The sequence below is a fragment of the Thermosynechococcus sp. TG215 genome (genome assembly GCF_031583455.1).
GTDB lineage: Bacteria > Cyanobacteriota > Cyanobacteriia > Thermosynechococcales > Thermosynechococcaceae > Thermosynechococcus.
This window is the reverse complement of sequence record NZ_CP134178.1, coordinates 2492912-2506359: the sequence shown is the minus strand read 5'-3', so window position 1 is coordinate 2506359 and position 13448 is coordinate 2492912. Positions and strand designations below refer to the sequence as shown.

Sequence of the window (13448 nt, the reverse complement as noted above, 5' to 3'; positions counted from 1 at the left end):
GAATATATACCTATTTACCAAATGTTGCAAATTGTTAAGCATTTTTCTAAATTATAAAGTTTGTGACACTACTATTGACAAAAATCTATTCTATAAAGAATTAATATTGATCTGAATAAAGTTAAGATGGGGGTTGACGGGCTTAAGGTTCCTCACCGTTGGTTGCGGCGGTGCAGTTTTATAGCAACAGGCAAGGTGTAACGGCAAAGCAGAATGTTACAGTTTGTTCTAAATACCAGAGTGTCTGGGGTGGGGTCTCATGATTTTCTTGGAAGCCAGTGTTTTTGTCACTATCCTCGTCGGGTTTCTAGCAACGATCGTCAAGAAAAACCTGCTAATGAAGATTGTGACGATGGATGTCATGAGCACCGGCGTAGTGGCTTTGTTTGTGGTCATTGCCACCCACAGTGGTCTGGTCACGCCCATTGCCCGTGGCGGAGCCTTTGATGCTGCCTATGCCGACCCCGTACCCCAAGCCGTGATTTTAACCGCGATCGTGATTGGCCTTTCGATTCAAACGCTGATGCTGGTGGCAGCAATGAAGCTAGCGCGGGATAACCCGACGTTGGAAACCCCAGAAATTGATCAAAAGTACCTGTAGGGAGCGGCAATGACGGCGCTGGCGATCGCTTGGATTTTGTTGCCCTTTGTGGCGGGTTTAACGCTTTACTTATTGCCCTCCTTAGCGCGGGGTCTGCCGCTGGCGATCGCCCTTGTTTCCCTCTGTGTCGGCTTAGGCATCACCATTAACCAAGTCAACACTGCGTTTGTCCTACTCGATAGCTTTGGCATTTCCCTGAGCATTGACCCCCTCAGTGGCTACTTTATTGTCACCAATGCCCTCGTCATTTTGGCAGCACTGTTACATACGTGGCAGGAGGGTTATAAAGCGTTCTTCTATGTGCTGCTGTGTCTGCTCCACGGCTGTGCCAACACCGTCTTTATTTCAGCGGATTTCCTCAGTCTCTACGTCAATATTGAGGTGCTGGGGATTGTTGTCTTTTTGTTGATTGCCTATCCCCGTAGCGATCGCCCCCTCTGGATTGGCCTACGCTACCTGATGGTGAGCAACGTGGCCATGCTCTTTTATCTAATGGGGGTGGCGCTCGTCTATCAGACAAACCATACCTTTGCCTTTAGTGCCCTGATGCAGGCACCGCCAGAGGCTGTGGCGCTGATTTTGATGGCATTGTTGGCCAAGGGCGCCATTTTCATTAGTGGGCTTTGGTTGCCCCAAACTAACGTCGTTGCTGCTCCCATTGTTGCTGCTCTCCTAGCCGGCATTGTCGAAAATGCTGGGGTGTTTAGCCTTGCTCGCGTCAGTCTGCTCCATAGCAACATTGCCGATATTGTGCAGCTGTTTGCCCTCGCCTCGATCTTTTTTGGCTCAATATTTGCCTTGGTGGCCGATGATGTACGACGGATGCTCAGCTTTAGTACCCTTGGCCACCTGGGATGGGTGATCATTGCCCCACCGGCAGCGGGTTTGTATGCTCTGATGCACGGCTTAGCCAAGGCCAGTCTTTTTTTGAGTGTGGGGGAACTGTGCCACTATCGTCTTAGTGAATTGCGCCAAGAGGGTCTGCCGCGCCCAGTGGCGATCGCCCTGATTATTGCCGGTTATGGCATTATCGGTGTGCCCTTCCTTGCTGGATTCCCCGCTAAGGCCTTGACCCTGAGTTACCTTGATCCGTGGCAGCAGGGACTGCTCTATGGTGCTGGCTTTTTGACCGCCACAATTTACAGCAAATTCCTCTTTTTGCCCCGCTATCCTAGCAAGACCCCTATGGGCTATAGTGCCGCCACAATGGTGCTCTTGGGTGGGCTATTTCTGGCCAATGCCGGCTACATGGAAGCCTACAGTAGTGGCATGAGTTTGTTACGCGCCTTTTTGCCGCCCTTGGTGGGGTGTGGCCTAGTGGCTTTGGGGGTCTCCCGCTGGGAATCCGCTTGGCGAGGGGCTTGGGAGCGCCTAGAGCATCTTCTAGGGGTGATGCTGTTACTCTTACTTGGCTTGGTGGGGTTAGCGCTATGAATTATTTGAACTTTGCCCTGCGCCTGACGATTTGGCTGCTGCTGACGGCGGACTTTGGCTTGGTCAATCTGGCGATTGGGATTTTGGTTTCGCTCCTGCTGCCCCAAGGGCGAGGGGGGGTGGCAACACTGCGGCAGTGGCTGAGTACCCTAGGAAAAGTGGCGATGGCTGTTCCCCGTGCCTACTTTGAGACAATTGAAATGATGGTGCGTCCCCATCGCCATGAGGCGATCGTCCGTGAACCCGTTGATCCTACCCGTGCCCCCGGTCTGATTTTTCTGGATATTTTTACGATTACCTTCACCCCCAAGACGATCGTGCTGCACTACGACGAGGAGGGCTGGTTTGAAGTGCATCAACTAGTGGAGCGCAGACCCGAAAAATGACCGCCTTTTTAGTCATCATGCTGTTGATTCTGGGCATTCCCCTCTATGCTGCTTGGAAGGGGGAGCACATCTGGTCGAAGATGTTGGCCTTTGCCAGTATTGCCACAAAGGCAGCCATTATGATCTTGCTGGTGTCGGTGCAGCGGGATGATTGGATGATTGGCATTGTGGGGGTGATCATCCTTAGTGTGGGCAATGGTGCCCTGATGCTCTTGGCGCAGATTCTGCGGCGACTACGGGATGTCGCCAATCTTTAGGGAGGGGGTCAGTGATTTTACAGTGGATCAGTTATGCCTGTATTAGTTTTGGTCTCTTTCTTTGGCTGTGGGGAACATGGCCGCTGGTGGGTCGGCGATCGCCCCTCTATAAACTGCATTTTTTGTCAGTCTCCGATACCTTAGGTTCGATGGCGATCATGATCGGGGTGTTACTGCGCATTCCCCGCGAATGGCCGCTTCTGGTCTTGGCGTTGATCTCCCTCGCCCTCTGGAACACCATTCTGGGCTACGTTTTGGCCTACTGCTCCCAAGGGGAGGACACTGATGGATAGCTGGCTCATTGCTGTCACTGCACTCTTGCCTCTAACAGCTCTGATGCTGGTGTTTCAGGAGAATCCCTACCACGCCCTTGTCATTCGTGGCATTATTGGTGCGGTGGCGGCCCTGCTCTATGCCATTCTCGGCGCTGCCGATGTGGCGCTGACCGAAGCCCTTGTGGGAACAATGCTCTCAATTATGCTCTACGCCGTTGCAGTACGCTCTTCCTTGGTGCTGCGATTGGGCATCTTAGCTTCGGCACTCTCCAGCGATAGCTTGGATCACTTACTGGCAGCCATTCGTGAAGCCGTTGCTCCCTATCATTTGCGTGTTGAATTAATCATTTATCCCACCTTTGAGCAACTTAAAATAGCGCTCCGCGATCGCGAGATTCATGCCCTATGTGCTGAAGAAACCACTCAATTATTAACGATGACCCGTGTAGCACGCCTTTACACCATCCTCAAGCCCCAGCTCACCAATCTCACAGAACTCGTGTATTACCCCTTGCCCAGTGAAGAGGAGTCAGCGACATGATTTGGCTCTATGGCATTGCGGCAGTGCTGCTGCTGGTGAAAATGCTGATGATCCCCACCCTACCTGCGGTACCAACGCTTCCCATTGTCGAAACCCTTGTTAACCAGAGTGGCATTCCCAATGCCGTTACGGCTGTGATTTTGCGCAATCGCCTGTACGACACCATTTTTGAAGTGGTGGTATTCACTCTTGCCATCATGGGGGCACAGTATCTACTCAGCAATGAAAAACCCCTTGGCCACGTTAGCCGCTTTAATGATCAGCCCTCGATTGTTTTGGCAAGATTTGGCGCCACCATTTGCTCCCTTGTGTGTATTGAGTTGGCCTTGCGGGGGCACCTGAGTCCGGGGGGTGGATTTGCGGCTGGCGTTGCTGGCGGGACGGCGATCGGGCTTGTGGCCATTACCTCAGCTCCAGAATGGCTAGAAAGCATCTATCGTCGCTTCCATGCCGCCAGATGGGAAAAAATCTCCGTGATTGTTTTCATTCTCTGCGGTGCCAGCCTGTTGATGGGGGTGGCCTTGCCGGCGGGTCAGTTTGGCACGCTCCTCAGTGGTGGCTGGATTCCTTGGCTGAATATCCTCATTGCCCTGAAAGTGGCTTTGGGGTCGTGGGCGGCAGTGCTGACATTTATTCGCTATCGCGGCCTGCTTTAATCCATGCTCCCGTGATATATTCCCTAGCCCATGCGCCGCGACTCCCTCTTTTACCAACTTTTGCTCAACTGCCTCAGACGCTCTTTGAGCTGCTTGGAATTGACTATCCTAGGGGCTACCGCTTTGACTCCGTTGAACTCAAGCAAACCGCCTTCCGCATTGACGGTGTCTTTGTCCCCCCTGATCCCTCAGGAGTGGTCTATTTTTGTGAAGTCCAGTTTCAAAGAGATAATACCTTCTACGAACGCTTCTTTGCTGAAGTCTTTCTCTATTTGCGTCTGTATCGCCAGACCTTCTCTGATGGGCAAGCCGTGGTCATTTATCCCAATCGATTACTTGCGCAGCGGAGTCAGACAGAAACAGACCTGAAGCAGCAAGCCATAATAGAGTTAATCATAACAACTGTCCTGTACAAGTTCACCACACTAAGTCGCGAGGAGGTGCTGCGGATGCTGGGGTTTACGACTGAAGAGCTGAAGCGGACGCGGTTTTATCAGGACTGACCTTGGGGAAGTGTCTGATTGGCTTGATTTCTATGCTTAGCCCATGCCCCCTGACTCCCTTATGAGCTATAGCTCGGACTTACGAGAGCGGGTTGTCTCCTAATATCAAGCAAGGCGGCAAAATCAGTGAAGCGACTCAAAGCATCCCGATGACCGTTTAATCGATCGTGCCCAGCGATTTGGGGTACAAGTTTCCACCGTTGGTTACACCCTCAATCAGATGGGCATCACCCGAAAAAAACAGATGCGCTAGCAAGAACGGTGTGATGAGGTGATTCGCAATTATTGGACTGGATAATATCTCATTCTTGATTAAAATGGCTATACTGGTGTTTGACGAGAGTGACAAAGTTGCGCAGTAGTTGCAGGCCGATCTTGCCCGACTTTTCGGGGTGAAATTGACAAGCAAAGACATTGGTGCGGGCGATCGCGGCTGTGACAGTTTGCTGACCATGACGGACGGTGGCGGCCACTAACTCTGGATCCTCAGGGGCGACAAAGTAGGAGTGAACAAAATACACCCAAGGGGTTGGCGGTAAATTCTGCCAGAGGGGACAGGCGGGTTGCGTCAAGGTCAGTTGGTTCCAGCCCATGTGGGGGATGGGGAGACCGGGTTCAGATTGAAAGCGTTTGACTTTCCCCGCAAAAATACCAAGGCCGGGTTCCCTGCCTTCTTCGCTGCACTCAAACAAAACTTGCAGACCCAGACAAATCCCCAAAAAGGGCATCCCCTGCTGAATCACCCGCTGAATGACAGGCACCAGTTCCCGCTCGTGGAGATGGGTCATGGCGGGGTCAAAGGCACCGACACCGGGGAGAACCACAGCATCCGCAGCACAAATGTCACTGGCGCGATCGCTCACTAAGGGTGTTGCCCCCACCACATCAAGGGCTTTACTCACGGAATGCAGGTTGCCCATATCGTAGTCAATAATGGCGATCGCGGGTGTGCTCACAGAAAGCCTCTCCCAAAGGGTAACCCTACCTATTCTACAGGGGTACTCATCCCTGCTTGCCTTGCATCCCGAATAATGCGAATCCCGCCCCAAAGCACAAGGCTGGCGATGCCAAACCCCACAATCAAATCAGGATAAGGAGACTGAAAAACGACCACTAGCGCCCCTGCTCCAATCACGCTGACATTGGCAATGACATCGTTTTGGGTAAAAATCCAGCTCGCCCGCATATGCACCTCCCCCCGCCGATGTTGGGCAATTAGATACAGACAGCAAGTATTGGCTACTAGCCCAAGGAGGGCGATCGCCATCATCCAATCTGCCTCTGGGGCACTACCGCTGACAAAGCGACGGATCACATCCAGCAAAATTAGGGCGGCTAGCGTTATTTGAAACAGGCCACTTAGACTTGCTGCACGGGTTTTCTGCTTGAGCGATCGCCCCACGGCATAGAGGGAGAGGCCATAGACGAGAGCATCGGCCAGCATATCAAGAGAATCAGCAATCAAGGCAGTGGACTGGGCAAGGACGCCAGTAATCACCTCCACAAAAAACATGAGCACGTTGATCAGCAGCACAATTCGCAGGGTTTTGCGCTCCGCCGCATTTCTTGCTTCGATGTGGCAACCACAATCGGACATGGGCTATTCCCAAACGTATCTAAATATCATGGCTGAAGTAGCTATAGGGTTGCTAGACCTCGAATAGCACAATTGTTTGGTTAATGAATGCTGTAAATTAGCTAATAATAATAAGTAATATTAGAACCTCTTAGCCTGCCGCATCACTTATGGCAAAGCTTGAAGACCTGACCCACGGTACAGCAGTCAAAGGCCTTCTTCCGAATCAAATTGTCACAGTGATTGACGCAACGTGGTATGGAAGTGACGTCGTTGAATTGACTTATAAAGATTTCAATGGACAGCCTCACACAGAACTGCTGTTTCGCGATCGCGAGCCAGCCTTGGAGATTGTTAGTGCAGCTCGCCGCTGGAGTTTTGACGGGGACGGGGCATTATTGCGGTTAGTGTCTGAAGCTCATCGCATTCGACTAGCACACTTATTTGATCCGTTGCTAGCGGTGCATACCTCATTGGTAGAACCTTTACCCCATCAAATTACAGCGGTGTACGGCCAGATGCTGCCGCGTCAACCGTTGCGCTTTCTCCTAGCGGATGATCCGGGGGCAGGCAAAACCATTATGGCAGGGTTGCTGATTCGAGAATTGCTGATGCGGGGGGATTTACAGCGATGCCTGATTGTTTGCCCCGGCAGTTTGACAATACAATGGCAGGAGGAGTTGTCCCAAAAGTTTCACCTGCCCTTTGAGATACTCACCAATGACCGCATCGAAGCGGCGCGTACCGGGAATGTCTTTACAGAAATCCCCCTGCTGATTGCTCGCTTGGACAAGCTCAGCCGCGATGAAAATCTGCAACTCAAGCTCAAACAAAGCGATTGGGACTTAATTGTTGTTGATGAAGCGCATAAACTTTCTGCCTCCTTCTTTAGCGACGAGGTTAAAGAAACCAAGCGTTATCGATTAGGTAAGCTACTATCTACCCTAGCGCGTCATTTTTTGCTGATGACGGCAACACCCCACAATGGCAGAGAAGAAGATTTTCAGTTATTTCTGGCACTCCTAGATGGCGATCGCTTTGAAGGACGCTTTCGCGACGGTGTACACACTTGTGATGCTTCCGATTTAATGCGGCGAGTCGTCAAAGAAGATTTAGTCAAATTTGATGGCAGGCTCTTATTTCCAGAACGCTTAGCACACACCGTAAAGTATCTTCTGTCTGATCTGGAAGCAAAGCTTTACCAGCAAGTGACGGATTACGTCAGGACAGAATTCAACCGCGCAGACGCCTTAGGGAGCGATCGCCGTAAAGGAACTGTGGGTTTTGCCTTGACGATTTTGCAACGCCGCCTTGCCTCCTCGCCCCAAGCAATTTACGAATCCCTGCGTCGCCGGCGGGAAAGACTAGAGACACGACTGCGGGAAGAAAAACTTCGTCGACGAGCAGACAGAACAAGGAACTCTTCTCAGCCCCTTTTCCCTGATTCTCTGAGTTGGTCAAATGATTTAGATAAGGAACTGCAGGATTTACCTGCCGAAGAACGGGAACAATGGGAAGAAGAACTCGTTGATCAAGCAACCGCTGCTCAAACCATCACTGAACTGGAGGCAGAAATTCAGCAACTGCGTCAACTAGAAGAACTGGCATTACAGGTGTGGCGCAGTGGTCAAGACCGCAAGTGGGAGGAATTATCCAAACTCCTACAAAACCAGAAGGAAATGTTTGATGCGGGTGGTCATCGGCGCAAGTTAGTCATTTTTACCGAGCATCGGGACACATTGAACTATCTGGTTGACAAAATCAGCAATTTGTTGGGTTCTAAGGAAGCTGTCGTTGCCATTCACGGCGCCATGGGTCGCGAAGAACGTAAAAAAGCTGAAGAAGCCTTTAAGCAGGATGTAGCAGTACAGATTTTGGTTGCGACCGATGCGGCCGGAGAAGGGATTAACCTACAGCGGGCACATTTGATGATCAACTATGACTTGCCTTGGAACCCTAATCGCTTGGAGCAACGGTTCGGGCGTATCCACCGCATTGGTCAAACCGAAGTGTGTCATTTGTGGAATTTGGTTGCTGAGGAGACTCGTGAAGGGGATGTGTATTTAGCCCTACTGAAAAAGCTAGAAATTCAGCACCAAGCACTAGGGGGCAAGGTTTTTGATGTTTTGGGCAAGGCGATCGCCGGTAAAGAGTTGCAGGAGTTAATGATCGAGGCCATTCGCTACGGCGAGAAGCCACAGGTGAGGGCGAAATTAGAAAGGATTATTGACAATCGCTTGGATATTAACCAGCTACGAAAACTGCTAGAGGAACGGGCACTAGCTCGTGATTGCATGGACATCAGTCAAGTCCAACAGATTCGCCAAGAAATGGAACGGGCTGAAGCTCGCAAACTGCAACCTCACTATATTGCTGCTTTTTTCCTAGAGGCATTTCGGCGCCTAGGGGGTAGCATTCGCCAGCGCGAACCAAATCGCTATGAGATTACCCATGTGCCAGCGCTCATTCGCGATCGCGACCGTCTCATTGGCATGGGTGCAGCGATTCCAAAACGGTATGAGAGGGTTTGCTTTGAAAAAAGCTTGATGAGTGTTTGCGGTAAACCCTTGGCAGAATTGATTTCCCCTAGTCACCCTTTACTGAGTGCCACTATTGACTTGATTCTGGAACAGCACCGGCATATTTTGCGCCAAGGGGCCATTCTGGTGGACGAAAATGATCCCAGTGAAGAGATCAGAGTTTTAGTCTATTTAGAACATGCCATCCAAGATGGCCGCATTGGGCAAGATGGTCAACGACGAGTCGTCTCGCGGCGGATGCAGTATGTGGAGATGCGGGCCAGAAGAAGTGAGGATATAGAAGAGGGAAGAAGTGAGCAACAAAGCTACCATTTATCTCTCTCTCCTCGAAACGCAGGTTATGCACCTTACCTTGACTATCGCCCCTTGGCTGAAACGGAAAAACCTCTATTAGCGCCGCTGCTGGCTCAACTGCCCACTGGCGACGAGATTGAAAAGACTGCGACGAGCTATGCCGCTTGCCATCTTGTGCCTGAGCATCTCCAAGAGATCCGCCAACAAAAGGAAAAACTGATTGACAAGACGATCAGAGCAGTCAAAGATCGCCTCACCAAAGAGATTAACTACTGGGATCATCGGGCGGCAGAGTTGCATTTACAGGAGCAAGCAGGCAAAACCAATGCCAAGCTCAACTCTGTGAAAGCCCAACAACGAGCCGACGAGTTGTCTGCACGTCTGCAAAAGCGTCTAGCAGAGTTGGATCAGGAACGCCGATTATCCCCCCTGCCACCTGTGGTTGTGGCTGCGGTGCTAGTGGTGCCCATTGGGCTGTTGCAGCGGTTAGAGGGAAAACGAGAATCGACAGCCGCTATCTTTGCTAAGGAAACTAGGCGGGTAGAGCGAGCGGCAATTGCAGCCGTCATAGCGATGGAGCGATCGCTGGGGTATGAACCGCGAGATGTGAGTGATCACAAGTGCGGCTATGACATTGAATCCGTGGTACTGGGCACGGGGCAGTTACGGTTTATCGAAGTCAAAGGTCGGGTTGAAGGTGCTGAAACAGTTACCGTTACTAAAAACGAAATTCTGACGGCGCTGAACAAGCCCGATAGCTACATTTTGGCATTGGTGCAGGTGCCAGTGAGCCGCAATTTCCCTGAAGGAGATGCTTTTGCCCTACGTGAAGCGAGTGGAGAGTATCAAGTTGCGGAAAAAAACTGTGTGGTGCGCTATGTTCGTCAGCCCTTTCAACGAGAACCAGATTTTGCCGCTAGTAGCGTCAACTACAGTTGGAAGGAACTATGGAATCAAGGCAGTGAGCCAAGGTGAGGTATGGTTATGATGATTATTACCTGAAATAGCTTAAAATGTTGGCAAGAAACAAGGTTCTCAAGGCATTGCGCCAGTGGGTACGAGAACAAGTAACAGTGTCTTGAACTCAAACCATCAAATATTAAGATAATTTGCAAGTGATGACCTACCGCAAAAAACTCATTGAAGTTGCCCTGCCCCTAGAAGCCATCAACCTCGAATCGGCCCGTGAAAAATCCATCCGCCATGGCCATCCTTCCACGCTGCATTTGTGGTGGGCGCGGCGACCCTTAGCAACCTGTCGCGCTGTCCTATGGGCATCGTTGGTGGATGATCCTTCGAGTTGGCCAGACAAGTTCCCCACCGAAGAGGAGCAACAGCGGGAACGGCAGCGGTTGTTTGATATTTTGGCTCGGATTGAGGTGGTGCGGGATCGGAAAGGCAATGCAAAACAGGTGGTGCGGGGCTTGGTGTCTTGGGATGATGTCAATGATCCGAACTCTGGGGTGCTAGAGGCAGCGCAGCGCGAGATTGCCCGCTGCTTGGCGTGGGATAGAGGGGAAGAGCCGCCAACCGATCCCAAAGCGGTGCGGGAATACATTGCCCAGTATGCGCCACCAGTGTATGACCCCTTTGCCGGTGGCGGGTCGATTCCCTTGGAGGCGCAGCGGTTGGGGCTGGAAGCCCATGCCAGTGATTTGAATCCCGTAGCGGTGTTGATCAATAAGGCATTGATTGAGATTCCGCCGAAGTTCAAGGATCAAGCGCCGGTGAATCCGGTGGATTGCCCTCACCCCCCAACCGCCTCTCCCAGAGGGCGAGGAAGAGAAAGGGCAGGCTTAAATCGCTGGTATGGAGCACAGGGACTCGCGGCGGATGTGCGCTATTACGGAGAATGGATGCGAGATGAGGCGTTTAAGCGGATTGGGCATCTGTACCCGAAGGTTGCCCTCACCCCCCAACCCCCTCTCCCAGAGGGCGAGGAGGAGCTAGAGAAGTGGGAAATTTCTGTTCTGCCTCACCCCCCAACCCCTTCACCCCCCAGCCCCCTCTCCCCAAAAGAGCGAGTGGGAGAATCAGAACCCTCTCCCTCTGGGAAAGGGCAGGGTGAGGGAAAAGCAACGGTGATTGCGTGGCTATGGGCAAGAACGGTCAAATGCCCGAACCCGGCCTGTGGCTGCCAGATGCCGTTGGTACGGAGTTTTCAGCTTTCGACCAAGAAGGGGAAAGAGGCTTGGGTGGAGCCGGTAATTGATCACCCTCATCCCCTAGCCCCTTCTCCCATCAAGGGTGAGGGGACTCAAATCCGGTTTGTGGTGAAGTCGGGCAAAGGCAGAGCACCAGAGGGAACGGTAGACCGCAAAGGGGCACGCTGCATCGCCTGCGGAACGCCCGTACCGTTGGAGTATGTGCGATCGGAGGGCAGAGCCGGACGCATGGGACAGCAATTGATGGCCATTGTTGCTGAGGGACAAAATGGACGGGTGTATCTCGCACCCACCCCAGAACAGGAAGCCATTGCTAATTCGGCGCAACCCACTTGGAAACCAGATACGGATTTACCTAAGGAAGCGCTAGGGTTCCGCGTCCAAAATTACGGCATGACCAAACATGCCGATCTGTTCACCCCGCGTCAACTGGTGGCGCTGACCACCTTCAGCGATTTGGTGGGGGAAGCACGGGAAAAGGCGACTCAGGATGCCATTGCCGCTGGGCTACCGGATGATGATGTGCCCTTGAATGAGGGCGGAACCGGCGCAAGGGCTTATGGAGAGGCGATCGCCACTTATTTGGCGTTTGCGATCGATAAGGTCTGTGATTACAACAATAATATTTGTACTTGGCATATCGGTCGAGATGCTATAGGTCACTTATTTACAAGACAAGCAATTCCTATGGCTTGGGATTTTTGTGAGGCAAACCCTTTGAGCGATTCTTCGGGGAACTTTAATGGTGCTGTTGAATGGGTTTCTAAGGTAGTTGAAAAAGCCTCCCCAACTTCTCGATCACAAGTCACTCAACATGACGCAACTGCTCCCCATCCCCACGACACCACCCCCAAACTCATCTCCACCGATCCACCCTATTACGACAACATTGGGTATGCAGATTTGTCAGATTTCTTTTATGTGTGGTTACGGCGTTCTCTTCAATTTATATACCCAAATCTCTTTGGTACATTATTAACCCCTAAAGCCCAAGAATTGGTTGCGGATAACTTCCGTCATGGCACCAAACAAAAAGCAAAGGAATTTTTTGAAGAAGGATTCGGCAAAACCTTTGAGCGTCTCAATAAAGTTGTTCACTCAGACTATCCATTAACGGTTTACTACGCCTTCAAGCAAGAAGAAGACCCCTCACCTCCCGAACCCCCCTCCCCAAATGGGCATTCGCGAAGCGTTGCCGAAAGAAATGGGGGAGAAGAAGATCCGGTTCCCCTCTCTCGCTCTAGGAGAGGGGCTAGGGGTGAGGGCAGCAGAGCTTCAACCGGTTGGGAAACCATGCTAGAAGGCTTAATCAAAGCTGGCTTTAGTATCGATGGTACTTGGCCCATGCGAAGTGAACTGAGTAACCGCATGGTCGCATCTGGCACTAACGCCCTCGCCTCCTCGATCGTCCTTGTTTGCCGTCCTCGCCCTGCGGATGCCCCCAAAATCACCCGTCGCCAATTCCTCAGCGAACTCAAACGCGAACTTCCCAGAGCCCTCAAAACCCTGCAGCAGGGCAACATCGCCCCGGTAGACTTTGCCCAAGCCAGCATTGGCCCCGGCATGGCTGTCTTCTCCCGATATGCCGCCGTTCTGGAAAACGATGGCACTCCCATGCGCGTGCGCACTGCCCTGGAACTGATCAACCAAACCCTCGACGAATACCTCACCGAGCAAGAGGGCGAATTCGACAGCGACACCCGCTGGGCTCTCATCTGGTTCGAGCAACACGAATTCAATGAAGGGCCATACGGCGATGCCGAAACCCTCAGCAAAGCCAAAAATACCACCGTCCAAGGCATGGTCAATGGGGGCATCCTCGAAGCCAAGGGCGGCAAAGTGCGTTTGTTGACAAGAGAGGAAATCGCAAAGAGGAACGGGAAACGCCAAAAGAGAAAGGAGAAAAGAGAAGAGAGGAATGAACCGTCCACCTCGCTCCTCACTTCTCCCCTATGGTTGATCACCCAACTGCTGATCCATGCTTTGGATAAACAAGGGGAAACTGGCGCTGCCGAACTCCTCGCTCAACTGGGCGATCGCGCCATTTTTGCCCGCGATTTGGCCTATCGGTTGTATAGCCTGTGCGATCGCAAGAGGTGGAGCCAAGAGGCTCTCGCTTACAACAGCCTTGTGAGTTCTTGGCCAGAAATGACCCGTCTAGCTGCCACGATGCAAGCATCTACGCAGATTAACCTACAATTTTAGGCCTATTGTAGGCGT

General features: G+C 51.9%; 13 protein-coding genes. 11 read left to right on the top strand and 2 right to left on the bottom strand.

Annotated elements, in window-relative coordinates; translation table 11 throughout:
- Nucleotides 1-259: 259 nt before the first annotated feature.
- The 9 genes from RHJ02_RS12230 (at nucleotide 260) to RHJ02_RS13170 (ending at nucleotide 4906) form a co-directional block, all read left to right on the top strand.
- Nucleotides 260-601 carry a cation:proton antiporter subunit C gene (locus RHJ02_RS12230; protein ID WP_149819866.1) on the top strand — a complete coding sequence of 114 codons (342 nt, stop codon included), beginning with the start codon at nucleotides 260-262 and terminating at the stop codon, nucleotides 599-601.
- A gap of 9 nt (nucleotides 602-610) precedes the next feature.
- Complete coding sequence (locus tag RHJ02_RS12225) at nucleotides 611-2035, top strand: cation:proton antiporter (protein ID WP_310800274.1); 1425 nt, start codon at nucleotides 611-613, stop codon at nucleotides 2033-2035.
- Nucleotides 2032-2421 carry a Na+/H+ antiporter subunit E gene (locus RHJ02_RS12220; RefSeq protein ID WP_302678427.1) on the top strand — a complete coding sequence of 130 codons (390 nt, stop codon included), beginning with the start codon at nucleotides 2032-2034 and terminating at the stop codon, nucleotides 2419-2421. The genes RHJ02_RS12225 and RHJ02_RS12220 overlap by 4 nt, the downstream gene beginning before the upstream one ends.
- Nucleotides 2418-2678: a hypothetical protein gene (locus RHJ02_RS12215; protein ID WP_181495024.1), complete on the top strand. Its 261-nt coding sequence runs from the start codon at nucleotides 2418-2420 to the stop codon at nucleotides 2676-2678. The genes RHJ02_RS12220 and RHJ02_RS12215 overlap by 4 nt, the downstream gene beginning before the upstream one ends.
- Nucleotides 2679-2692: 14 nt before the next feature.
- Nucleotides 2693-2971, top strand: a complete 279-nt coding sequence (locus RHJ02_RS12210) for a monovalent cation/H(+) antiporter subunit G (RefSeq protein ID WP_181496944.1) — start codon at nucleotides 2693-2695, stop codon at nucleotides 2969-2971.
- Complete coding sequence (locus tag RHJ02_RS12205; RefSeq protein ID WP_302678426.1) at nucleotides 2964-3494, top strand: DUF4040 domain-containing protein; 531 nt, start codon at nucleotides 2964-2966, stop codon at nucleotides 3492-3494. The genes RHJ02_RS12210 and RHJ02_RS12205 overlap by 8 nt, the downstream gene beginning before the upstream one ends.
- On the top strand, nucleotides 3491-4150 hold the full coding sequence (locus tag RHJ02_RS12200) for a Na(+)/H(+) antiporter subunit B (protein WP_302678425.1): 660 nt from the start codon (nucleotides 3491-3493) through the stop codon (nucleotides 4148-4150). The genes RHJ02_RS12205 and RHJ02_RS12200 overlap by 4 nt, the downstream gene beginning before the upstream one ends.
- A complete protein-coding gene (locus RHJ02_RS12195) occupies nucleotides 4063-4653 on the top strand; it encodes a DUF2887 domain-containing protein (RefSeq protein WP_310800273.1) in 591 nt (196 codons plus the stop codon). The genes RHJ02_RS12200 and RHJ02_RS12195 overlap by 88 nt, the downstream gene beginning before the upstream one ends.
- A 160-nt stretch (nucleotides 4654-4813) precedes the next feature.
- Nucleotides 4814-4906, top strand: coding sequence for an IS630 transposase-related protein (locus tag RHJ02_RS13170; protein ID WP_399373406.1), 93 nt, complete (start codon nucleotides 4814-4816; stop codon nucleotides 4904-4906).
- A 49-nt stretch (nucleotides 4907-4955) separates the two neighbouring features.
- Here RHJ02_RS13170 and hisH read toward each other — a convergent pair whose 3' ends face one another.
- A complete protein-coding gene (gene hisH, locus RHJ02_RS12190; protein WP_399379848.1) occupies nucleotides 4956-5573 on the bottom strand; it encodes an imidazole glycerol phosphate synthase subunit HisH in 618 nt (205 codons plus the stop codon).
- Between the two features lie 65 nt (nucleotides 5574-5638).
- Nucleotides 5639-6250 carry a cation diffusion facilitator family transporter gene (locus tag RHJ02_RS12185; RefSeq protein ID WP_302678423.1) on the bottom strand — a complete coding sequence of 204 codons (612 nt, stop codon included), beginning with the start codon at nucleotides 6248-6250 and terminating at the stop codon, nucleotides 5639-5641.
- A gap of 149 nt (nucleotides 6251-6399) precedes the next feature.
- Between RHJ02_RS12185 and RHJ02_RS12180 the strand changes: the two genes are divergently transcribed.
- Both RHJ02_RS12180 and RHJ02_RS12175 read left to right on the top strand, forming a co-directional pair.
- Nucleotides 6400-10038: a helicase-related protein gene (locus tag RHJ02_RS12180; RefSeq protein WP_302677398.1), complete on the top strand. Its 3639-nt coding sequence runs from the start codon at nucleotides 6400-6402 to the stop codon at nucleotides 10036-10038.
- A 143-nt stretch (nucleotides 10039-10181) separates the two neighbouring features.
- Entirely contained in the window at nucleotides 10182-13433 is a 3252-nt protein-coding gene (locus RHJ02_RS12175) for a DUF1156 domain-containing protein (protein ID WP_310800272.1), read from the top strand.
- Nucleotides 13434-13448 lie beyond the last annotated feature (15 nt).

Excerpts from the sequence above, each read along its gene's own strand:
- RHJ02_RS12230 (WP_149819866.1), top strand. The coding sequence starts at position 260 with ATGATTTTCTTGGAAGCCAGTGTTTTTGTCACTATCCTCGTCGGGTTT.
- RHJ02_RS12225 (WP_310800274.1), top strand. The coding sequence starts at position 611 with ATGACGGCGCTGGCGATCGCTTGGATTTTGTTGCCCTTTGTGGCGGGT.
- RHJ02_RS12220 (WP_302678427.1), top strand. The coding sequence starts at position 2,032 with ATGAATTATTTGAACTTTGCCCTGCGCCTGACGATTTGGCTGCTGCTG.
- RHJ02_RS12215 (WP_181495024.1), top strand. The coding sequence starts at position 2,418 with ATGACCGCCTTTTTAGTCATCATGCTGTTGATTCTGGGCATTCCCCTC.
- RHJ02_RS12205 (WP_302678426.1), top strand. The coding sequence starts at position 2,964 with ATGGATAGCTGGCTCATTGCTGTCACTGCACTCTTGCCTCTAACAGCT.
- RHJ02_RS12200 (WP_302678425.1), top strand. The coding sequence starts at position 3,491 with ATGATTTGGCTCTATGGCATTGCGGCAGTGCTGCTGCTGGTGAAAATG.
- hisH (WP_399379848.1), bottom strand. The coding sequence starts at position 5,573 with ATGGGCAACCTGCATTCCGTGAGTAAAGCCCTTGATGTGGTGGGGGCA.
- RHJ02_RS12185 (WP_302678423.1), bottom strand. The coding sequence starts at position 6,250 with ATGTCCGATTGTGGTTGCCACATCGAAGCAAGAAATGCGGCGGAGCGC.
- RHJ02_RS12180 (WP_302677398.1), top strand. The coding sequence starts at position 6,400 with ATGGCAAAGCTTGAAGACCTGACCCACGGTACAGCAGTCAAAGGCCTT.
- RHJ02_RS12175 (WP_310800272.1), top strand. The coding sequence starts at position 10,182 with ATGACCTACCGCAAAAAACTCATTGAAGTTGCCCTGCCCCTAGAAGCC.